Below are 22,736 nucleotides of genomic sequence, written 5' to 3' on the forward strand. Positions count from 1 at the left end.
GCGACAATAAAAAGCCAAACCACAAACCGGTTTGGCTTTTTATTTAAACAACTTTTGCCCCACGCAAACTATCAGCATACTCACTGATTTTGCGCAGTCGATGATTGATTCCCGACTTCGAAATTGGGCCACCCGGTACCATTTCGCCGAGTTCCTTCAAGCTAACTTCGCGGTTAGCCAGTCGAGTTTCGGCAACTTCGCGGAGTTTGGGTGGTAATTGGCCCAAGCCAACCGTGCTGTCGATGTACTGGATGTTGTCGAGTTGCTTGCTGGAAGCAGTTGCGACTTTATCCATGTTGGCGTTCTCACAGTTGACCAAGCGGTTAACGGAGTTGCGCATATCACGCATGATTCGAACGTCTTCAAACTTCAACATGGCACTCGTCGCACCAATTAATGACAAGAAGTCTGCAATCCGTTCCCCCTCTTTGAGGTAGGTGATAAACCCACCCGTCGAGCAGTCGTCCGGGCATTTAACCCGAACTGGTTGATCATGCTGGCAATCATTTCGTTATGGTTTTCGTAAACGGAGTAGATCTCCAGATGGTAACGAGACGTTTCTGGGTTGTTGACCGAACCGCCAGCTAAAAAGGCGCCGCGGAGGTATGACCGTACTTGGCCTTCGTCCTTTAATAAGGCTGCTGGTACTTCTTCAATCAGTTGGCCGTCCCGGAAGATCCCTAAATCATCCAGAACTTTGTCGGTGCCTTCATTGACTCGCACGATGTAGAGGTTGTTTTTCTTCAACTTCATCTTGCGGCGAACCATGAGTTCACTTTCAACTGAATAAAACTGCTTCAATAATTGGTAGATACGCCGCGCAATCGCCGGATTTTCGGTTTGAATATTTAACACGAATGGTGATTGGCTAGCGCAATCGAGCCGTTCATCCGAATCAGCGCAATGAGTTCCGCCTTGGCATTTGCCCGGTGAACTTCCAATGTTGTGAGTTCTTTTTTAACTTCACTTGCGTATGACACGTGATGACCTCCCCTCAGATGTGTGTGTCGAATCGTGAGTCAACCTGACCGATGAGGTTCATTAACTCATCGACCACTAATTGACCGTTATGGAACGCACCGTTATCGCGCAGTTCCAAGAAATCGGACGAGATCACACGACAATCTTGGTCTCGTAGCCCTTTAAAGTCGTGCTTCACTTGCCGGGACATTTCGTTCCAGCGTTGATAATCAATGTATTCGTCCGGAACCTTTTTGGTGTTGACTAACACCGTATTGATCACGTTTTGGTGCAAATGCTCATTTAAAACCCGGACGTGGTCAGCATCCGTGAATTTTTCAGTTTCGCCCTTTTGGGTCATGATATTGCAGATGTAGATCACTTCCGCAGAAGTCTGCCGAAGCGCCTCGCCCACGTTCTCAATCATCAGGTTAGGTAGAATGCTAGTAAATAAACTACCGGGCCCTAAAACGATTTGATCTGCGTCCATAATGGCGTTGATCACTTCATCCACTGCCTGTGGCGCGATGTCTTGATGGGTACTCGAGGTTACCCAAACTCGTTTGATCAACTTATGAGCTGCCGTAATTTCAGATTCACCAGTCAACGTGGTGCCATCAGAAAATTCCGCATTAAGCTCTAGTGGTTCATTAGCAGCAGGATAAATGTGGCCATCCACTTCCATGATGTTCGATAGTTCTTGAACGGCATCAAAAATTCCGTGCCGCATCTCAGACAGCGCCGCAATGACGAGGTTGCCTAGCGCATGGCCCGCGAAAAATTGATCGTTACTATCAAAGCGATACTGAAACAACTGCAAAATAATTGGCGACAATTGGGATAGTGAGACCACAACGTTGCGAATGTCTCCAGGTGGCACCACGTTAACGTAGTCCCGGATGATACCAGACGACCCGCCATCATCTGCAACCGTCACGATTGCCGTTATGTCCACGTCATGCCCCTTGAGGTTTCGTAAAATCACGGGCAGACCAGTTCCGCCCCCCATGACCACCACCTTTGGGCGATGTCGTTCTTCCATCATACTAAGATTCCTTTCGTTTCATAATATCGCGGTGGGTAATGTGAACTGGATAGTTCTCACCCAACGCGTTACCGATGCGTTCAGTTAAGGCAACGGAGCGATGTTGGCCACCAGTACAGCCAATCGCAATGGTTAAATTGGTTTTGCCTTCACGCTTGTAGCCGGGCACAATTGATTTTAAGAGGCCCACAAACTGTGCGTAAAACTGTTCCGTCTCTGGTTGCGCCATGACGTAATCGTACACGGGTTTATCGAGGCCAGTTTGATTTTTAAGTTCTGGTAAGTAGTACGGATTGGGGAGGAACCGAACGTCCATGACGATATCGGCATCGATTGGCAACCCGTATTTGAACCCAAACGACATCACTTCGATGTGGAAGGTTTGCGTGTCGCCTGATTCAAAACTGTGGAAAATTTCTTCTCGTAGCTTCCGGGGGCTGAGCGTGGTGGTATTGATCACCAACTGGGCGGCCTGCTTCAACGGTGCTAACAGCTTGCGTTCGTCCTTGATGCCATCGATCACCCGACCGTTTCGGGCCAGTGGGTGATTGCGTCGGGTTTCCTTATAACGCGAGACCAGCGTTTCATTGTCCGCGTCCAGGAAGACAATTTGAGCGGCATCCGATTCATTCAAATCCGAAATGTCTTCCGTCATCTTCATGATTTCATCGTAAAAGGCCTTCGCCCGTAAATCGATGACGACGGCAACCTTCTTGATCTTGCCGGATTCTTGAACCAGTTCCCAGAACTTGTTCATTAACGAAGGCGGCATATTGTCGATACAAAAGTAACCAAGATCTTCAAATGCTTGCATGGCCACCGTTTTTCCGGCACCACTCATGCCAGAAATGATGACGAGTTGAACGTCATTTTTCATCAAAATTATCTCCCTCAATTCCCCATTCAATACAGACAACCATTGTAACATACCTGGCGTGTCATAGCGACTAATAACCGGGTGTTTGCTAAAACTTTAATTTTAATCCCGAACCGCTGCTTCAATTAACTGGCGTAACTGGGCGAGCTGCTGGTTGGGTTGCTGATCAACGCCAATCAAGTAAAACTGGCGTTGATAGTTGGGCCCAATATCTCGCTTAATCACCTTTTCTGGCACAATTTCACGAGACATGATGGTCTTACCAACTCCCACCGCTAATAACCCTAGAATCGTCTGGTTACTATCAACCACCAACGTTTCTTCTGACGATGCCCCGTTCATGGAGGTAAGCTTCAGTATAGTGGCGCACCCCAGACCCCGGTTCCCTCAGTAGCCAGAGATTCGTTGCGGGATTGCCCGCCAAGACCAACTGATCACCCGGCAGCTCGGTTTGAATCACGTAGTCCGCCAACATCGGTTTTTCAATCACGCCATAGGCTAACTTTCGGTTAACAACCCCTTCTAAAATGGCGGCAGAGTTCATCGTCTGAATCGTAAACTGGTACTGTTTGGCCGCCAATAACGTTGGCATCACCCGTGGCAATAATTCAACCGAGGTCGTCTGAGAAAAGCCCAACGTCACGTTTGTTTTGGCGTGCTTGGCCGTTTGCTTGATCTGCGCCACCGTCGTTTGCCACTCAAGTTGCTGCCGCTGGTACGCCACGTATAGTTGATCTGCCGCCTTGGTCGGTTGGACTTGTCGGCGACCATTTCGTTCAAATAACGTCACACCAAAGTGGTTTTCCAACTGATTGATCTGCACCGACACGCTCGGCTGCGAAATAAATAACTGCCGGGCAGCCTGAGAAAAGTTGCGGGTTTCATACACCGCCATAAAGGCGGCTAGTTGTCGTTCCATCCTATTCACCTGCTTTAAATCGCTAACTATTAAAAATTTTAATTATTAGTATTAAAAATCCATATTTCAGTAATAACGCCCCGTCCCGTATACTATGTCGAGTAAGTTATTGCACTGGGGCCGAGTTGTTAGTCCCAGTGTACACTAGTTCACGAGGAGAGAGAAATTATGAAACCCGTTCGCGCCGTTTTACCCGGTTTTGGATTAAGCTTAGTGATTGCAATTATTAGTCAGTGGATCAACGCCGACCTACTCAAAGGCATTGGTGCACCCACCGTTGCCCTCCTAATCGGCATCTTATTAGGAAACACCGTTGTCCGGCAACCATTTTGGTACAGCGGTACCGCTTGGTCAGAAAAACGCCTATTGGAGTATTCAGTGATGCTCCTTGGCGCCACGATTACGTTTCAAACCATTCAACAACTTAAGTTAACTGGGATTATCTTTATCGTGCTCCAGATGACGATTACGATTAGCGGCGCGATTTGGTTGGGTTCCCGGTTGCATTTTTCCGAAGGCATGACCCTCTTGATGGCTGGTGGTAACGCTGTTTGCGGATCATCTGCGATTGCCGCCATTACCCCCGCAATCGATGCTAAGGATGAAGATAAACGGCTGGCCGTGACGTTAGTTAACTTGATGGGAACCATCTTGATGCTGACGTTACCCATTATTAGTCTGCTTGCCTTCCATCACGATAACTTTCTGCGAGGCGCCATGATTGGCGGGACCGTTCAATCCGTTGGCCAAGTGATTGCCAGTGCGACGATGATCAACCAGCCAACCACCACTTTCGCAACCTTGTTTAAAATCATGCGGATTATTCTTCTAATTGCGGTTGTCTTGATTTTCAGTCAAATTCACCAACATCATCAAGCAGCCACGACCACCACAACTGTCAAACCCAATATCAGTGCTAATTTAAAACGCGCGCTCCCATGGTACGTTGTCGGCTTCGTTGTGCTCTGTACGTTAAACTCTTGGGTGCACTTTGATCCCATCATTTCAAACTCAGCCCACTTTCTCAGTGGCTGGTGCGAAGTGACCGCCCTGGCCGCAATTGGCTTACGGCTAAACTTTGCGGCGTTCGTGAAGGCTGGTAAGAAACTAGCTTTCTACGGTGGTGGCGTGCTCCTGCTCCAAGTTGTTAGTGTTTGGATACTGATTACGGTGCTCCTATAATTGCCCATCATTAAAGGCGGGCTGTTTCCAGTTTGGAAACCAGCCCGCCTTTTTTAATCGTTCAATCTAAATCCTTTTAGTTAGTCCTCATCCTCCCGTTTCTTTCTAATACCCAGTAAGCCCAGCAGTCCACTCAATCCAAGCATGATCAAACCTGCTGATTCAGCCGTGGTTGTTGCGTGCTCATCCGTTTGTGGCAGTTGATTCTGGTTAGTGGTTGTTGATGTTGTGCCACCTGCCTGATTTTCGTTAACCGCGGTCAACGTTGCCTGCTCAGCGTTAGTTGTTCCAGCGAGGCCACCAATTTGGCTCGCCCGCTCATCTGACGTTAACTGGTCAACTGATTGACCTGTAGTGCGCCGAGCTGTGTGTGCTTCCGTTCCATCATGTTTCGTAGTCGCTGCCGCTTCAGCCTCATCGTCATCCGTTGTCTCCGTGATGGCGTCAAGCACCTCATCAGGCGCTACCGTAGCCGGTGTCACTGCCATCGAGGCAACTGGTACAGAGTCTTGTGGTTGATCATTAGTGGTCTCGGTCGTGTCCATCACCGGAATCAGGGTGTACGTGACGACTTCCGTGGTGGTGATTGTTCCATCTGGATTGATTACCCCCGTGACAGTCGTCTTATCAGCCGTGTAACCTGGTTTATTTGGTACTGCAACCGTTACGGTATCGCCCGTCTTGCCGGTGACTGGTTCACTCGTTACTGGATCAGTTGGCGTAGTCTTCCCATCACCGCCAATCGTTTGCGTTGGAATTGCAATCGTGCCAGTTACCGTATTGGGCGTGTACGTCACCTTATCCTTAGTCGTGATCGTGCCATCTGGATTGATGACACCCGTAATGGTCGTTTGATTTGGCGTGTACCCCGGCTTAGTCGGTACCGGAATGGTGATGCTGTCACCCGTCTTACCAGTAACGTTAGCGCTCATCACTGGCGCATCAGTTGTTGGCTCACCATTACTATCCAACGTCGTGCTTGGAATTGAGACCGTTGTCTCACGGTATTTGGCGTATACGTGACATTATCCTTGGTTAAAATACTGCCATCAGGTTCAATGGTGCCTGTCACGGTTGCCTGACTTGGTGTGTAGCCTGGCTTGGATGGCACATCGACTTCGACTGTGTCACCCGTATGGCCGTTAATTGGTGCGCTGGTTACTGGTTCGGTGTCGACCGGTGTGCCAGTACTGTCAACTGTAGTGCTTGGAATTGAAGCCGTGTTTGTGACCGCATTTGGCGTGTACGTTACTTTATCCTTGGTCGTGATGGTGCCATCTGGGTTGATTGTTCCTGTCACGGTTGTTTGACTTGGCGTATACCCTGCCTTAGTTGGTACAGCCACTGTGACGGTATCACCCGTATGACCATCGACCGGTGCACTCGTTACTGGTTGGCTGTTGACTGGCGTTCCCGCACTGGTCAACGTCGTACTTGGAATTGAGACCGTGTTCGTGACTGCATTTGGCGTGTACGTCACTTTATCCTTGGTCGTAATCGTACCGTCCGGGTTGACCGTCCCTGTCACGGTACTTTGACTTGGGGTATATCCCGGCTTAGCAGGCACATCCACCGTCACCGTATCACCCGTGCTACCATCAACTGGTGCACTCGTTACTGGTTGGTTATTAATTGGATCACCTGTGCTATCGAGCGTAGTACTTGGAATCGATACGGTTGTCTCAACTGGGTTAGGGTCATACGTGACCTTATCCACTGTAGTGATCGTGCCGTTCGGGTTAACGATGCCAAGGACCGTGCGCCGATTTGGTGTGTACCCTAGCTTCGTTGGTACATCAACAATCACAGCATCGCCTGTCTCAGCGGTGACTGGGGTACTTGTGACCGTCTTTGTTGAAACTGGCTCGCCAGCACTATTATCTGTCGTTGTCGAAATTGACACCGTACCGTTAACCGTATCTGGCGTGTAAGTGACCTTATCCGTAGTGGTAATCGTGCCATCTGGATTAATGACACCGGTGATTGTGTCCATATCTGAGTGGTAGCCTTGCTTTGTTGGGACAGTTACCGTGACCTTATCACCGGTAACGCCATTGACTGACGCGCTGGTCACTGGTTCGGTGTCGATCGTGTCGCCGTCACCATTAAACGTTGTTGCTGGAATTGAAATCGTGTCGTTTACTGGGTTCGGGATGTAGTTAACCTTTTCCGTAGTGGTGATCGTACCATCTGGATTGACTACCCCGGTGACTGTGGCCTTATCTGGCGTGTAACCTTGCTTTGGCGGTACTGGTACTGTAACTGTGTCGCCAGTCACACCACTGATTGGTGTACTCGTGACTGCTTCTTCAGTTGCCGGATCACCGTTGCTGCCTGGCGTGGTCGTTGGGATTGTAACCTGATTCGTTACTGGATTAGGTTTGTACGTCACTTTATCTGTGGTTGTGATGGTGCCGTCCGGATTGATCACACCCGTAACCGTGGTTTTATCCGGCGTGTAGCCCTGCTTTGTTGGGACAGTGACCGTGACTTTATCGCCAGTCACGCCACTAACTGGTGTACTCGTCATTGATTCAGTAGCGATCGTGTCACCGTCACCATTGATCGTGGTGGTTGGGATTGTAACCGTGTTGCTTGCTGGATTTGGTTTATACGTCACCTTGTCCGTGGTTGTGATGGTGCCATCTGGATTGATGACACCTGTGACAGTTGTTTTATTTGGCGTGTAACCTTCTTTGGTTGGTACTGGTACCGTGACTTTATCGCCGGTAACACCATTAACTGGCGTACTTGTCATTGACTCAGTAGCGATTGTGTCACCGTCACCATTGATCGTGGTGGTTGGGATCGTAACCGTGTTGTTTGCTGGATTTGGTTTATACGTCACTGTTTCGGTCGCTGTGATTGTTCCATTAGGGTTCACAACACCAGTTACCGTTGTTTTGTCTGACGTATAGCCTTCCTTGGTTGGCACTGGTACCGTAACATGATCGCCAGTTTTCCCAGTTACCTCAGTACTCGTTACTGGATCATCACTTCGAACTGTATCATCACCATTCAACGTATTGCTTGGGATTGAAACTGTCTTGTTAACTGTGTTTGGCGTGTAGATTACCTTGTCCGTGGTTGTGATGGTGCCATCTGGATTCACCGTACCGGTCACTGTCGTTTGACTTGGGGTATAACCTGCTTTAGCTGGAACATCAACCGTTACAGTTTCGCTCGTGAAACCAGTAACTGGATCACTAACCACTGGCGTTGTATCAGCTGGACCGCCATCGTTACCTGGGGTGGTACTTGGAATCGTAATTGTGTCAGTAACTGAATTGGGTGTGTACGCAACAGTATCAGTCGTGGTAATCGTGCCATTAGGGTTCACAACACCAGTTACCGTTGTTTTATCTGCGGTATAGCCCGGTTTATCCGGAACAGCAATCGTCACGTTATCACCCGTCACACCAGTAACTTCCGCACTCGTTACCGGATCATTATTATCGACCGTTGTCTTATTATCCTTGAACGTTGTGCTTGGAATTGAAACTGTTTTCGTGACTGATTTCGGCGTGTAAATTACTGTTTCGGTCGTAGTAATCGTGCCATCTTGGTTGATCGTACCGGTCACTGTCGTTTTATCTTGACTGTAACCTGGTTTGTCTTCGACATCTACCGTAACCGTGTCACCGGTGACACCACTGACTGGTGTGTTAATCGTGCCACTTGTTGTGGGTTGGGTATTACCGCCTAACGTTGTAGTTGGAATGCTAATATTGCCCATTACATGATTTGGTGTATATTTAACCGTCTCCGTAGTTGTGATTGTTCCGTCTGGGTTAACTACACCAGTAACAGTTGTTTTATTTGGCGTGTAGCCTTCCTTGGTTGGCACTGGTACCGTAACATGATCGCCGGTCTTCCCAGTTACCTCAGCACTCGTTACTGGATCATCATTTCGAACTGTATCATCACCATTCAACGTATTGCTTGGGATTGAAACTGTCTTGTTAACTGTGTTTGGCGTGTAGGTTACCTTGTCCGTTGTCGTGATGGTGCCATCTGGGTTCACCGTACCGGTCACTGTCGTTTGACTTGGTGTGTAACCTGCTTTAGTTGGAACATCAACCGTTACAATTTCGCCCGTGAAACCAGTAACTGGATCACTAACCACTGGCGTCGTATCAGCTGGGCCGCCATCGCTACCAGGCGTGGTACTTGGAATTGTAATTGTGTCAGTAACTGAATTGGGTGTGTACGTCACTTTTTCGGTCGTGGTAATCGTGCCATTAGGGTTCACCACACCAGTTACCGTTGTTTTATTTGCGGTATAGCCTGGTTTGTCAGGAACAGCAATCGTCACCTTATCACCCGTCACACCAGTAACTTCCGCACTCGTTACCGGATCATCATTATCGACCGTTGTCTTATTATCCTTGAACGTTGTGCTTGGAATCGAAACTGTCTTCGTAACTGAATTTGGTGTGTACGTTACTTTTTCGGTCGTGGTAATCGTGCCATCTGGGTTGATCGTACCGGTCACTGTCGTTTTATCTTGACTGTAGCCTGGTTTGTCCTCGACAGCTACCGTCACCGTATCGCCAGTAACACCAGTGACTGGTGTACTTGTGAAACTTCCATCCGTTGTCGGAAGGGTGTTACCACCCTTCGTAGTCGTTGGAATGACGATACTACCGGTTACTTTAATTGGCGTGTACGTCACTGTTTCAGTTGTCGTAATTGTGCCATCTGGGTTGATTGTACCGGTCACTGTCGTTTTGTCTTGACTGTAGCCTGGTTTGCCCTCGACGTCTACCGTTACCGTGTCACCAGTAGCACCACTGACTGGTGTGCTAATCGTACCACTTGTTGTTGGTTGAGTATTACCACCCTTCGTGATTGTTGGAATACTAATGGTGCCTGTTACATCGTTTGGTGTGTAGGCAACAGTTTCAGTTGTCGAGATCGTGCCATCTGGGTTAACGATACCAGTGACGGTCTCTTTATTTGGTGTGTAACCATCCTTTGCTGGTACTGGTACCGTGACATGATCACCGGTTTTTCCAGTTACTTCAACACTCGTTACTGGATCATCGTTTCGAACTGTCTTATCGCTGTTCATTGTGGTGCTTGGAATCGAAACTGTTTTGGTTACTGATTTTGGTGTATAGGTTACTTTATCCGTTGTTGTGATCGTGCCATCTGGGTTGATCGTACCGGTCACTGTCGTTTGACTTGGCGTGTAACCCGTTTTAGTTGGCACATCTACAGTGACAACATCACCCGTATGGCCGGTAATTGGATCACTAACTACTGGTGTCGTATCAGCTGGACCACCATCGTTGCCTGGAGTCGTACTTGGAATTGAAACTGTGTTTGTTACTGAATTTGGCGTGTACGTGATCGTCGTATTCTCAGGAACTGAAATCGTTCCATCTGGTTTGACCGTTCCTGTCACTGACGTTTGATTTGCCGTATAACCGGGTTTTTCTGGTACTGTGATCGGCACTTCTTCACCAGTCTTACCCGTTACCTCAACGCTGATTGGCGTTTCATCAGTTACATTACCATCGCCGTCTTTTGTTGTGCTTGGAATCGAAACTGTGGCTGTAGTATCTTTTGGCGTATAGGTAATCGTGGTCTCCTCTGGAATTGAAATCGTCCCATCCGGTTCGACCGTTCCTGTCACTGACGTTTGGCTTGCCGTATAACCAGGCTTTTCTGGTACTGCGATTGGCACTTCTTCACCGGTTTTACCTGTTACCTCAACGCTAATTGGCGTTTTATCAGTTACGTTACCATCGCCATCTTCCGTTGTGCTTGGAATCGAACTGTCGTTGTGGTGTCCTTTGGCGTATAGGTAACTGTGGTGTTATCTGGAATTGAAATCGTCCCATCCGGTTCGACCGTTCCTGTCACTGTTGTTTGACTTGCCGTATAACCAGGCTTTTCTGGTACTGCGATTGGCACTTCTTCACCAGTCTTACCCGTTACCTCAACGCTGATTGGCGTTTCATCAGTTGTTGCGCCGCCACCATCTTGTGTCGTACTTGGAATCGTAACCGTATCGGTAAATTCTTTTGGTGTATAGGTCACCTTAGTATCAGTTGGAATCGTGATGGTCCCATCTGGCGTAACCGTTGCCGTAACCGTTGCGGGAGCTGTTGTATAACCATCTCTTGGTGGTAGCGTAATTTCAATAGCGTCACCCGTTTTACCGGTTTCTTCAATGGTAAACGGTTTGTCATCATCGGTAATTGTCCCGTCACTACCTACCGTCTCAGTTGGAATCGTCACGGTTTTGGTGACCGTATTTCGTTCATACGTTACCGTTTCATCTTTAGGAATTGTGATGGTGCCGTCATCATTAACGGTTGCCGTAACGGTTGCTTGATCTGGCGTATACCCCGCTTTTGGTGGCAACGTAACTTCAATAGAATCACCCGTTTTACCAGTTTTTTCAACGGAAAATGGTGTGGTATCTTCGGTGACGATTCCATCGTTCCCCTCCGTAGCAGTTGGGACAGTGACTGTATTGGTAACTTCCTTTGGTGTATAGGTAATCGTGGTCTCCTCTGGAATTGAAATCGTCCCATCTGGTTTGACTGTTCCAGTCACTGATGTTTGACTTGCAATATAACCGGGTTTTTCTGGTACTGCGATTGGCACTTCTTCACCAGTCTTACCAGTTACCTTAACGCTAATCGGCGTTTTATCAGTTGTTGCGCCGTCACCATCTTGCGTCGTACTTGGAATTGAAACTGTCGTTGTGATTTCTTTTGGCGTATAGGTCACCTTAGTATCAGTTGGAATCGTGATGGTCCCATCTGGCGTAACCGTTGCCACAACAGTTGCGGGAGCTGTTGTATAACCATCTCTTGATGGTACCGTGATTGCAATCGCATCACCCGTTTTACCAGTTTCTTCAATGGTAAATGGTTTAGTATCATCGGTGATTGTCCCGTCAACACCCTCCGTTGCAGTTGGAATCGTCACTGTTCGAGTGACCGTATTCCGTTCATACGTTACCGTTTCATCTTCAGGAATCGTGATGGTGCCATCATCATTAACAGTTGCTGTGACAGTTGCGTGATCTGGCGTATAGCGGCCTTCGGTGGTAGCGTAATTTCAATAGCATCACCCGTTTTGCCAGTTTCTTCAACGGTAAATGGTTTGGCATCATCGGTGATTGTCCCGTCAACACCCTCCGTTGCAGTTGGAATCGTCACGGTTTGGGTGACCTCAACTGGCGTATACGTGACCTTAGTCCCATCCGGAACCTTAATTGTCCCATCTGGCTCAACTGTTGCTGTGATTACCGGCGTGGTCGTCGTATAGCCATCTCTTATTGGTAACGTAATTTCAACCGAATCGCCCGTTTTACCGGTTTTTTTAATTGTGAATGGTGTGGTGTCTTCGGTGATTGTCCCGTCACTATCCGCCGTCTCAGTTGGAATCGTCACGGTTTGGGTGACCGTATTTGGCTGATACGTTATTGTTGTATCGGCTGGGATCGTTACTGTACCATCATCATTAATTGTCGCCGGAATCGTTGCTTGTTCTGGTGTATAACCGGCCTTCGGTGGTACCGTAACGGAAACTGCATCACCCGTTTTTCCGACAACCTCGACATTAACTGGTGTGTTATCGATAACTTTTCCAGCACTATTTTCCGTCGTGCTTGGCACCGGAATGGTCTGTTTGACTGGATTTGGTGTGTAGACGATTGTCGTCTCATCCGGAATCGTAATCGTCCCATCCGGGTTGACCGTTCCCATCACCGTCGATTGACTTGGCGTATAGCCCGTTTTAGTTGGTACCGTAATCGGAACTTGATCACCAGTTTTACCTGTGACGTCAACAGTAACGGGCGTACTATCGGTCGGATTGCCATCGCTATCTTCCGTTGTACTTGGAATTGAAATTGTTTGCGTTGCTGTCTTTGGTTCATACGTGATCGTCGTTGTGTCCGGAATCGTAATCGTCCCATTCGGATTGACCGTTCCCGTTATCGTTGTTGGATTGGTTGTATAACCCGTTTTTGGTGGCACCGTAATGGACACTGCTTCGCCTGTTTTACCAGTTACTTCAACTTCAACCGGCGTCTCATCAATAACCGTTCCGTCACCTTTTTGCGTTGTACTTGGAATGGTTACCTTCTGCGTGACTGTATTTGGCGTATAAGTGACTGAGATTGGGGTATCACCGGCTGGTACCGTCAAATTCTGGCCCGGCTTAACCGTATAACCTTCAACATCTGGGTAATCACCATCACTAATGGTCGTGGCGGTCGTCCCCTGTTCGTCAATCGGCGTTCCAATCTCAACATTGTCTTCTGTTACGGGCGTGATGGTATAGCCGTGAGCTGCCGCAACGTACGTCACTGTGATGCTTGGCGTCACAAGTGCGCCATCTTCACCAACCGCAAAACTAACATCATATTGCTTCGCATCCGCCTGATAACCAGTCACTTCGGTTGGCGTCAATGTCGTGGTCGTTCCAGTATCACCACTGATACTCGTTTGGGTTGGCTTCAAGGTATCCGGCAACCCGACGTAGTTGATTGTGACCGTTTGCTGGCCCGCAACGTAATTCACCGTTACGGATTCAGTTGCAGCGCTCGTGGCTGGATCTGTCGTTTCAGCTGGCGTTGTTTGCGTCAATGCGTATAAACCAGTTACTGTCGGCGAATCAACTGCCGCAAAGTCGGCAGCCGTCGTCGTCCAGTCACCTACCGTTACCGTTGGGGTGCCTGCAGTGACGGTTAACGTTGGAATCTGATGATAGGTGACCGTTTGGGTGACCTTATCGGCAACAACACTTTGATCAGCTTGGTTGACGTAATTAATCGTTCGCGTGAACGTTTTGTCGTTGGTAAAGACAATGTAGAAGGTTGAATCCTTGCTGTCAGGGGTGACTTGTTGGGCCGCTAGTCCTGACTTTGTCTGATTTCCCAAAGTTAAAGTAGCTGGAGTCAATGCCTCACCAGTTGCGTCAAAAAGGTACCAAGATTGACCCGCCTTATCCGTAACATCTTGCGCAAGTTCATAATCAAGTGCTGGCTGGAAATCAGTGCCTTTTGCAGCCGTTACAGTTTGGGGGCCAGCCGTTGCCGTCCAATCACCAAAACTGACAGTTGGCTTGTCCGGGTCAGAAAAATCAACGGTTGCTGTGCGCGTAAAGTAGGCCCAAACATTGGACGTCAAAGTCACTTTCCCCGTCTGATCCAACGTATAAACCGTTTCTCGAATCGCACGATCCAAATCATCTTTATTCACATCCGGATTCGTGTTTTTATCATTACCTGTTAACCCATCATCCGTTAAACTAGTTGGCCAAACTGGCGCTCCAGTCCCTTGACTACCATCTACCGCAGTTCCGGCTGTAATTTTGTTACCATTACCATCGACAACGTTGCCATCGCCGTCTACTGAAACAGTGACCTGCGTTTTGACGTATTTTAGCGTAATTGCGTTATCGCCATCGATGACCGTGTAATTGGTCGGGTTCGTGGCGTAGGCCGTGTAACCCGTGATGGTTGGACTTGGTACAGATACCGTTTCACCGACGATTCCGGCTAATGAAGTTTCTGGGTTAGTGATTAGCGTTTGGTCAATCGCTTGGCCTGCTTGGTCGACATAGTTGACTGTGATTGGTTGCTGCTGGATGTAGCTCAAGGTAACGACGTTCTCGCCATCAACCATCGTGTAGGTTCTCGGCATATCAGTAGCTAATTCATAGCCGGTAATGTTGTAATTTTTATCAACCTCAGTCAATTGAACGTTCGTATTGTATGTTGACGTCACTGTCTGGTCATCGGCAGTCGCAATCGCGTTACCATCTTCATCAACGTGCTTGATCACTAATGTTTCCGGATTAGCAGTGTAGTGCAATGTCACCGTGTTATCATCTGCAAGTGACGTCACGGTGTAGCTAGCAGCGTTGTCCGTTGCGGTTGCAGCGAAGTCTTGGTTGTATGTGTAGCCGGTAATATTGCTAGCAGTAATCGAGATTGCTTCGTTAAATTTGCCCTTTAGAGTAGTATCCGTTCCAATCGAGTATCCTTTTTCATCAACGTGATGAACATTTACTTCGACTTTAGATGCATCGTAAGTGTAGGTGATGGTTGTTGTTTGTGGAATATAAGGGTTGACAACCTGATAGGATGGAAAGGCGCCAGCAGTTCCTGGCTTTCCAGTTACGATATCATATGTCAAGGTACCCTTATAATTTGCACCATTGGTAGCATCTATAAATTTCCAATCGATTGTCCCAGCGTTCACGTCACTAACTGTATACGTCAATGTCCCCCACTTGGCACCATCACCTGATTTATAAAGTACTTCAGTCATTGTTTGGTCATTTTCCACAAATGGTGACATGTAACCATCAGCGTTAGCACTTGCTGTGGAATCGTAACCCGTAATTTCTGTCGAAGGTTCAGTCGTGTATTTTTGACCTGATAACCCCGTCATTTGAACTGAATCCGCAATTTGATTACCGTTTTGGTCAACATAATTAGTCGTTTGTGTTTGCTGGATTGGTTTTAAAACCGCATCGCCACTCCAGTCCAATAACGTTGTGGTGCCTGCTTTAAATTCACCATCGAGGTAACCAAATACGTTCGTTACAATTTTGTAAGTTCCCACTGACGACCGTACATAGACGCTGGTTGCATCATTATTAACCGTCAGGCCAGTAGTTGTATCAGTATACTGAGTTTTTTCTGTAATATCTTGGGTAGAGAGCACTTTCCAAGTATCGGCAGTCTTCTGAGCCACAGTCACATAAGTTTTCGAAGCCGTATCCCGGTCCGTTGAAAGGGCAAGATCATAGCTCCCTTTTGATACTTCAAAATAAGTATATTGATCGCCGGTATCCTTTACCGAAGCCGCATAAGTCCCTGCCGCATAATCTGGATCCGAAACCGAGAACCCAGCTGGCAACTTATCAGTAGCTGTGGTTGCCGTGGTTGTACCATCTGCCGTTGTGCCATCAGTCGTACCGGTCGTATCAGTGGCCGTTGATGTGCCATCCGTTGAAACCGCCCCTACCTGATTCTTATACCTCACAACACTGTTGGTACTCGAATTAGAGGCACTGGCGTTCGTTGCCTGTGTCTCTTCACTTGAACCTGTTTTAGTCGTTGCATCCGGATCATCAAGCGTTGCCGGTACCTCGACTGACGGCACATCGGTAGCGTTTTTATCAGCTGTGGTCGGTTCTTCGGTCACACCGGTTTCACCCGTCGTTACGTTACTATTAGTCACATTCGAACTGTCACCGGCAGTCTCGGCCGCTGAACTCGACGTTGTCGCTACTGTACCCGAAGTAGCAGAACTAGACGTTGCCGAATTCTCCGACAGCGCCACTTCTTTTTGTTGAATCGTTTGACTCCCCGTTGCTTGTCCTGATACGTCCGTTGTATCGGTTGACGCCACATCAGCATGCGCATCAACTGTCACGCCCAACTGGGCCAAACCAAACGAAAACGTTGCGACACCGGCAACCAGCCAGAGTTTGCCTGCCTTATAAAGCTTAAACCGCTCCGTTTTAGTTGCAAGATCCTTCTCCAAATGATGATTACAATGACTTAACTTCCCCATTGTTACCCCTCCGTATTGCGAACAATGGTCCCCTAGTGTTAATGAGTGATTATTCAATTGTTTAACTTAACTAAGTTACTCGCGCTTAATCCCACTTAAGCGCTTCCTAAACGTAAGTTAGTCCCCCATTAAATCCAGTTTCCCGTCGCTCGATTCAAGTTAGCATTTTTCATACAATTCACGATATATAAAAGTGGTAAATTTAAGTATGCTCCAAGATAAATTATAGTGCTAAATTGTAAAAATACCAGCGTTTAAAATTACGTTTCTGTTACATTTATCACACATTTACATCTTTGTTGGCCAATTTTAAAACATTATTCATTTAATGTCGGCCTAATTTTTACCACTGTATAGTTCTGGGTTCATTGTGCAGGTTTGTGAAATTAAACTTTTCAAATCAATTCAGGCCACAAAAAAGCACCATGATTGCCATCAAATAGGCTATCATGGTGCTTACCGTTTCATTAATTCTTTTGTTGTTCCGCCATCCGTTGTCGATCCCGTTCAAGAATCGGTGCCAGATAATGACCGGTGTAGCTTTCCTTCACTTGAGCTAGTTCTTCAGGTGTCCCAGTAGCGACCACTTGGCCACCACCATCGCCACCTTCAGGCCCTAAGTCGATCAGGTGATCGGCGGTCTTAATGACATCTAAGTTATGTTCGATGATCAACACGGTGTTACCGTTATCCACCAACCGGTGAAGTACGTCTAACAGGCGCTTAATATCATCAACGTGTAGCCCAGTCGTTGGTTCATCTAGGATGTAGAAGTTTTTCCCATCGGAACGCTTCTGCAATTCTGACGCTAGCTTCATCCGTTGAGCTTCCCCACCAGACAAGGTCGTGGCTGATTGGCCAAGTGACACGTAGCCCAAACCAACATCGTGAATCGTTTGCAGCTTCCGGGTGATCTTAGGAATCGCGCTAAAGAAGTCCAGCGCTTGATCCACCGTCATGTTCAGCACTTCGGCGATGTTCTTGCCTTTGTACTCAACTTCCAGCGTTTCTGAGTTATACCGGTTACCATGACACACTTCACACGGCACGTAAACGTCGGGCAAAAAGTTCATTTCGATCTTCAAAATACCGTCACCGTGACAGGCCTCACAACGGCCACCCTTCACGTTGAAGCTAAAGCGACCCTTTTGGTAACCGCGTAGCTTGGCTTCACTGGTTTGCGCAAACAACCCGCGAATGTCATCAAAGACGCCGGTATACGTTGCCGGGTTACTCCGTGGTGTCCGACCGATAGGACTTTGGTCGATGTCGACGATCTTTTCAATATTTTTGATACCGCTGACTGACTTGTATTTACCCGGTTTCTCAGAATTGCGGTTGATTTTTTGCGCCAGCACCCGTTTCAAAATGGTGTTGACCAGCGTGGACTTCCCGGAACCGGAAACCCCAGTGACGACCACAAATTCACCCAGTGGAAAATCAACGGTGATATCCTTCAGGTTATTTTCCGCCGCTCCAGTGATCCGAATCTTCTTGCCGTTGCCTTGACGACGAGTTTCTGGAATCGGCACAAACTTCTTGCCGGCCAAATACTGGCCAGTCAGCGACTTCTTGGTCTTTACAACCTGTTTAGGCGTCCCAGCTGCCATGACCTCACCACCATGCTCGCCGGCCCCTGGTCCAATATCGATCAGGTAGTCCGCCGCCAACATGGTGTCCTCATCGTGTTCGACAACGATTAAGGTGTTACCAAGATCACGCATCTTCTTTAACGACGCAATCAAGCGGTCATTATCGCGTTGGTGCAACCCAATTGATGGTTCGTCCAAGATGTAGAGCACCCCGGATAAGTTTGACCCAATTTGCGTTGCTAACCGAATCCGTTGGGCTTCCCCACCAGATAGCGTTCGAGCGGCCCGACTTAACGTCAAGTAGTCTAAACCAACGTTTTCCAAGAACGTTAACCGATCCCGAATTTCCTTCAAGATTGGCCGCGCAATGGTTTCGTTTTGTTCACTGAATTGGAGGTCATCAAAGAATGGCAGTTCCTTGCCAATGGCTAAATCAGAAACTTCACCTATGTGGTGACCGCCAACTTTAACCGCCAAAGCCTTCCGGTTCAACCGGTAGCCATGACAAGTTTGACAGGTCAGTTCCCGGAAGTACTGTTGCATTTGGCCTTGTGTGAAGTCAGAACCGCTGTGGTAACGACGATCAACGTTATTGATCACCCCTTCAAAGGGCGCATCCGTTTCCCGAACACCACCAAAGTCACTATCTAAGCGGAAATGCAGCGACTTGCCCTTCGAACCAAATAGCACAAAGTTGCGGTCATCCTTAGACAGTTCCTTCCAAGGCGTATCCATTGAAATACCGGCTTGCTCACAGGCTTGCCGTAACATCTCAGGATAGTATTTGGAACTCGAATTCCATGGTGCCAAGGCCCCTTCAGCCAAGGTAAGGCTGTCATCGGGCACGATCAAGTCTGGATCGACTTCCAGCTTCATCCCTAACCCGTCACAATCTGGACAGGCCCCAAATGGCGCGTTAAATGAGAACAAGCGAGGTTCCAATTCACCGACCGTAAAGCCACAAATTGGGCAGGCGTAGTGTTCGGAGAATAAGATTGGTTCGCCATCAATCAAATCAGCGACCGCGTAGCCACCACTCAAGCGTAAGGCAGCTTCGAAGGAATCGAATAACCGCGAGCGGATACCGTCTTTAACCACGATCCGGTCCACCACGATATCGATCGAGTGCATCTGGTTCTTGGTAAGCTCAATGTCCTCATCAACATCATGAACTTCACCATCGATCCGAACCCGCACGAAGCCTTCACGTTTGATCTTATCGAAGACTTTCTTGTGTTGGCCCTTCTTCTCCCGCACGATTGGTGACAAAATCTGCAACTTGGTGCGTTCAGGTAACGCCAACACCTTATCAACCATCTGTTCAACGGTTTGACTGGTGATTTCGGTCCCATCATTAGGACAGATTGGTGTCCCAACTCGAGCCCATAACAAACGGAGGTAGTCGTTGATCTCCGTCACCGTTCCGACAGTCGACCGGGGGTTCTTTGACGTGGTCTTTTGGTCAATTGAAATTGCCGGTGATAGGCCATCGATCGAATCGACGTCCGGTTTATCCATCTGACCCAAGAATTGACGTGCGTACGCCGAAAGACTTTGGACGTAGCGCCGTTGGCCTTCAGCGTATAGCGTATCAAACGCCAGGGAACTCTTCCCTGACCCTGATAGTCCCGTCACAACAACCAACTTATTCTTCGGTATCTTAACGTTAATGTTCTTTAAGTTATGGGCGCGAGCCCCGTGAATATCAATATAGTCGTTAGCCAAAAATGATCCCCCTGTCCTAATCCAACTGTGCTTTCAGTTCTAGTACGGTATCGCGAAGTGTGGCTGCGTGTTCGAAGTCCAACTTTTTAGCCGCCGCACGCATTTCGTTTTCAAGTTTGCCAATCATATCCAACTGTTCTTCGTGGGTCATGGATTCGAAATCGCTCTCCACGAAATCGTCCTTTTCGCCACTGTCACCAGCTGGCTTCGTGACACTGATCAGGTCACGAATTTCCTTTTTAATAGTCTTCGGTGTAATGCCGTGTTCAGTGTTGTACTTGGTTTGAATCTCACGACGACGGGCCGTTTCATCCATCGCGCGTTGCATTGAATCAGTCACGTGGTCGGCATACATAATAACCGCCCCGTGTTCGTTCCGGGCAGCCCGACCCATTGTTTGAATCAGCGACCGTTCGTTACGCAAGAAGCCTTCCTTATCCGCATCCAAAATAGCGACCAAGGACACTTCTGGAACGTCGATCCCTTCACGCAACAGGTTGATACCGACTAACACGTCGTATTTGCCTAACCGCAGATCCCGGATAATTTCCGTCCGCTCCAAGGTCTTGATATCACTGTGCAGGTAAGCCACCTTGATTCCCAGATCTTTCAAGTAGTCGGTCAAATCTTCGGACATCTTCTTCGTCAAGGTGGTGACAAATACCCGTTCGTCCGCGTCAATTCGCTTGTTGATCTCGCCAACCAAGTCATCCATTTGGCCCATAATTGGCCGCACTTCAACGGTCGGATCCAGCAAGCCAGTCGGCCGAATGATCTGTTCGATGACGTCATCAGTTTGCGCCATTTCGTAATCCCCAGGCGTGGCGGACATGTAGACGACTTGGTTCACGTGTTGTTCAAATTCATTCAGTTTGAGTGGCCGGTTATCCAGCGCACTCGGCAACCGGAACCCGTAATCAACTAATTGTTGTTTCCGGGAACGGTCACCATTGTACATTCCACGAACCTGTGGCATCGTTACGTGAGATTCGTCGACAACTAATAAGAAGTCATCAGGGAAGAAATCCAGTAACGTGTACGGTGGTTCGCCAGGTTTCCGGCCATCCATGAAACGGGAATAGTTTTCGATGCCGTTGGTGTAGCCCATTTCCCGCAACATTTCAATATCGTACGTGGTCCGTTGCTTGAGCCGTTGGGCTTCCAGCAACTTACCTTCGCCTTCCAATACTTTTAACCGATCGTCCAACTCAGCCTGAATCCCATCGATAGCATTATCCATAATATCATCGTTGGTCATAAAGTGGGTCGCCGGGAAGATGGCGACGTGTTGCCGATCCCCGATAATTTCGCCGGTTAAGGCGTCCACTTCTCGAATCCGATCAATTTCATCACCGAAGAATTCCACGCGCAAGGCCCGTTCATCACGAGAAGCTGGGAAAATCTCAATCACGTCACCGTGAACCCGGAAACGGCCCCGTTGAAAATCGATGTCGTTGCGTTCGAACTGAATATCAACTAATTTACGCATTAAATCGTTCCGTTCGATTTCGTCACCCACCCGAAGCGAAACGGTATGGTTCTTATACTCGGTTGGATCCCCCAAACCAAAGATTGAGGACACCGAAGCCACGACGATGACATCATTTCGTTCTAACAGTGAGCTGGTCGCCGAGTGCCGTAATTTATCAATTTCATCGTTCACCGATGAATCTTTTTCGATATACGTATCGCTCGATGGCACATAGGCTTCTGGTTGGTAATAGTCATAGTAACTCACAAAGTACTCCACCGCGTTGTTCGGGAAAAACTCCTTGAATTCACCATACAATTGCCCAACCAGCGTTTTATTATGCGATAAGATCAGCGTCGGTTTATTGACGTTTTTGATGACGTTTGAAATCGTAAACGTCTTACCGGTCCCGGTCGCCCCCAGTAGAACCTGGGCTTTTTTACCCGCAATGATGCCATCCGTTAACTCCTGAATCGCACCCGGTTGGTCCCCCGTGCTGATACTTCGAGACCAATTCAAACGGTCGATTTTCCTGACGTTCAATCATTAATCGCAACCTCCAATACTATTGTCGCACTCAAAAAGTAGGCAAGCTAAGTTGCTTCCCCACACATGTCTGTCTATTCTACCACACCGAACGTACTTTCGCTAGAGATGCGTTTTTTCCTTGTTTTGGTTATAAATTCCGTTGATAAATCGCCACGTCAACCCAGTCCCCAGCAATGGTTGTCCGAGTTTCGCTAATGGGTTCAAACGCCAATTGTTGGTAAAACTGTTGGCCGTCCTTATCCGCTTTTAGAACGAATAACTGAACTTGAACAGCCGTCAACTGCTTGAGCGTCTGTAAAATATTCTCCAACATCTCCCGTCGTTGCATTGCCGAGATATTTTGGTCGGTAAAATACTGTCCGAGCCAAACTAATTGAGGTAGCGGATAATCAATCGTCAAATCAACCGTGCCCATTAACTGTCCCTCGTCAAAGAAACCCAGGTATTGTTTCTGCGCAACCGCCGCTTCAGCAGCCAATTCGTCTAAATCAGAAGTCGCCTCGCGCTGGGTTAGCTTATGATCCATAAATAAATCAAAATACCGCTGATACTGTTTTTGAAGCGCATAAATCTGCGCATCATCTTCATGGCTCAGTGCCCGCACCTCATAGGGTAATTGCTGACTTAACTGCGTCGCTAAAGCTTCCATGTTAACCGCTCCTTTTATCCGTTAATTTTACTGTCTGTCTAACTCTAACACTGATAGTCGCTGTTGTATATTTTTGTTTCCATTCCTAGGAGCCGCTATCGCTTGTGTCCAGCGTAAGCATCATTGATGTGAGTTTGTGAAATGTGATTTGTGTGAACTGACGATTCCGGTCAGCGACTAGGTTCCAGCTGTGGGGCCGGTCTGAGCCG

Annotated in this window: 11 protein-coding genes and 2 pseudogenes; 1 reads left to right on the plus strand and 12 read right to left on the minus strand. The window is 48.0% G+C overall.

All coding sequences use genetic code 11. The features are described 5' to 3' along the window. Positions 1 to 43: 43 nt before the first annotated feature. The 5 genes and pseudogenes from whiA to JCM2765_RS11100 all read right to left on the minus strand — a co-directional run bounded on the left by whiA (position 44) and on the right by JCM2765_RS11100 (position 3,801). Positions 44 to 980 (minus strand): annotated as a pseudogene (whiA, locus tag JCM2765_RS11080) (DNA-binding protein WhiA). 14 nt (positions 981 to 994) lie between these two features. Beyond that, positions 995 to 2,005, minus strand: a complete 1,011-nt coding sequence (mgfK, locus tag JCM2765_RS11085; protein ID WP_054736789.1) for a gluconeogenesis morphogenetic factor MgfK — start codon at positions 2,003 to 2,005, stop codon at positions 995 to 997. A gap of 1 nt (position 2,006) precedes the next feature. Beyond that, positions 2,007 to 2,882, minus strand: coding sequence for an RNase adapter RapZ (gene rapZ / locus JCM2765_RS11090; RefSeq protein ID WP_054736791.1), 876 nt, complete (start codon positions 2,880 to 2,882; stop codon positions 2,007 to 2,009). Between the two features lie 102 nt (positions 2,883 to 2,984). Further along, positions 2,985 to 3,224, minus strand: a complete 240-nt coding sequence (locus JCM2765_RS11095; RefSeq protein ID WP_156301774.1) for a hypothetical protein — start codon at positions 3,222 to 3,224, stop codon at positions 2,985 to 2,987. Beyond that, positions 3,187 to 3,801, minus strand: coding sequence for a LysR family transcriptional regulator (locus tag JCM2765_RS11100; RefSeq protein ID WP_054736795.1), 615 nt, complete (start codon positions 3,799 to 3,801; stop codon positions 3,187 to 3,189). The genes JCM2765_RS11095 and JCM2765_RS11100 overlap by 38 nt, the downstream gene beginning before the upstream one ends. Before the next feature lie 168 nt (positions 3,802 to 3,969). Between JCM2765_RS11100 and JCM2765_RS11105 the strand changes: the two genes are divergently transcribed. Beyond that, positions 3,970 to 4,983, plus strand: coding sequence for a YeiH family protein (locus JCM2765_RS11105; RefSeq protein WP_054736797.1), 1,014 nt, complete (start codon positions 3,970 to 3,972; stop codon positions 4,981 to 4,983). A gap of 80 nt (positions 4,984 to 5,063) precedes the next feature. Here JCM2765_RS11105 and JCM2765_RS11110 read toward each other — a convergent pair whose 3' ends face one another. The 7 genes and pseudogenes from JCM2765_RS11110 to JCM2765_RS11140 form a co-directional block, all read right to left on the minus strand. Beyond that, positions 5,064 to 5,954 (minus strand): LPXTG cell wall anchor domain-containing protein, encoded by an 891-nt coding sequence (locus JCM2765_RS11110; RefSeq protein ID WP_156301775.1) that lies wholly within the window; start codon positions 5,952 to 5,954, stop codon positions 5,064 to 5,066. Then, the gene (locus JCM2765_RS11115) at positions 5,915 to 10,675 is read right to left on the minus strand and encodes a beta strand repeat-containing protein (RefSeq protein WP_054736801.1); all 4,761 of its coding nucleotides are present in this window, start codon (positions 10,673 to 10,675) and stop codon (positions 5,915 to 5,917) included. Before JCM2765_RS11115 ends, JCM2765_RS11110 begins: the two co-directional genes overlap by 40 nt. A gap of 50 nt (positions 10,676 to 10,725) precedes the next feature. Then, a complete protein-coding gene (locus JCM2765_RS11120; RefSeq protein ID WP_054736803.1) occupies positions 10,726 to 11,931 on the minus strand; it encodes a hypothetical protein in 1,206 nt (401 codons plus the stop codon). Between the two features lie 29 nt (positions 11,932 to 11,960). Beyond that, positions 11,961 to 16,541, minus strand: coding sequence for a MucBP domain-containing protein (locus JCM2765_RS11125; protein WP_054736805.1), 4,581 nt, complete (start codon positions 16,539 to 16,541; stop codon positions 11,961 to 11,963). A 467-nt stretch (positions 16,542 to 17,008) separates the two neighbouring features. Continuing rightward, positions 17,009 to 19,858, minus strand: coding sequence for an excinuclease ABC subunit UvrA (gene uvrA / locus JCM2765_RS11130; protein ID WP_054736807.1), 2,850 nt, complete (start codon positions 19,856 to 19,858; stop codon positions 17,009 to 17,011). Positions 19,859 to 19,874: 16 nt separating this feature from the next. Further along, a pseudogene (gene uvrB, locus JCM2765_RS11135) lies at positions 19,875 to 21,876 on the minus strand (excinuclease ABC subunit UvrB). Between the two features lie 129 nt (positions 21,877 to 22,005). Beyond that, positions 22,006 to 22,527 (minus strand): GNAT family N-acetyltransferase, encoded by a 522-nt coding sequence (locus tag JCM2765_RS11140; RefSeq protein ID WP_054736808.1) that lies wholly within the window; start codon positions 22,525 to 22,527, stop codon positions 22,006 to 22,008. Positions 22,528 to 22,736: the final 209 nt, after the last annotated feature.

The organism is Secundilactobacillus similis DSM 23365 = JCM 2765 (assembly GCF_001311075.1).
Taxonomy (GTDB): Bacteria; Bacillota; Bacilli; order Lactobacillales; family Lactobacillaceae; genus Secundilactobacillus; species Secundilactobacillus similis.

Excerpts from the sequence above, each read along its gene's own strand:
- mgfK (WP_054736789.1), bottom strand. The coding sequence starts at position 2,005 with ATGATGGAAGAACGACATCGCCCAAAGGTGGTGGTCATGGGGGGCGGA.
- rapZ (WP_054736791.1), bottom strand. The coding sequence starts at position 2,882 with ATGAAAAATGACGTTCAACTCGTCATCATTTCTGGCATGAGTGGTGCC.
- JCM2765_RS11095 (WP_156301774.1), bottom strand. The coding sequence starts at position 3,224 with ATGAACGGGGCATCGTCAGAAGAAACGTTGGTGGTTGATAGTAACCAG.
- JCM2765_RS11100 (WP_054736795.1), bottom strand. The coding sequence starts at position 3,801 with ATGGAACGACAACTAGCCGCCTTTATGGCGGTGTATGAAACCCGCAAC.
- JCM2765_RS11105 (WP_054736797.1), top strand. The coding sequence starts at position 3,970 with ATGAAACCCGTTCGCGCCGTTTTACCCGGTTTTGGATTAAGCTTAGTG.
- JCM2765_RS11125 (WP_054736805.1), bottom strand. The coding sequence starts at position 16,541 with ATGGGGAAGTTAAGTCATTGTAATCATCATTTGGAGAAGGATCTTGCA.
- JCM2765_RS11140 (WP_054736808.1), bottom strand. The coding sequence starts at position 22,527 with ATGGAAGCTTTAGCGACGCAGTTAAGTCAGCAATTACCCTATGAGGTG.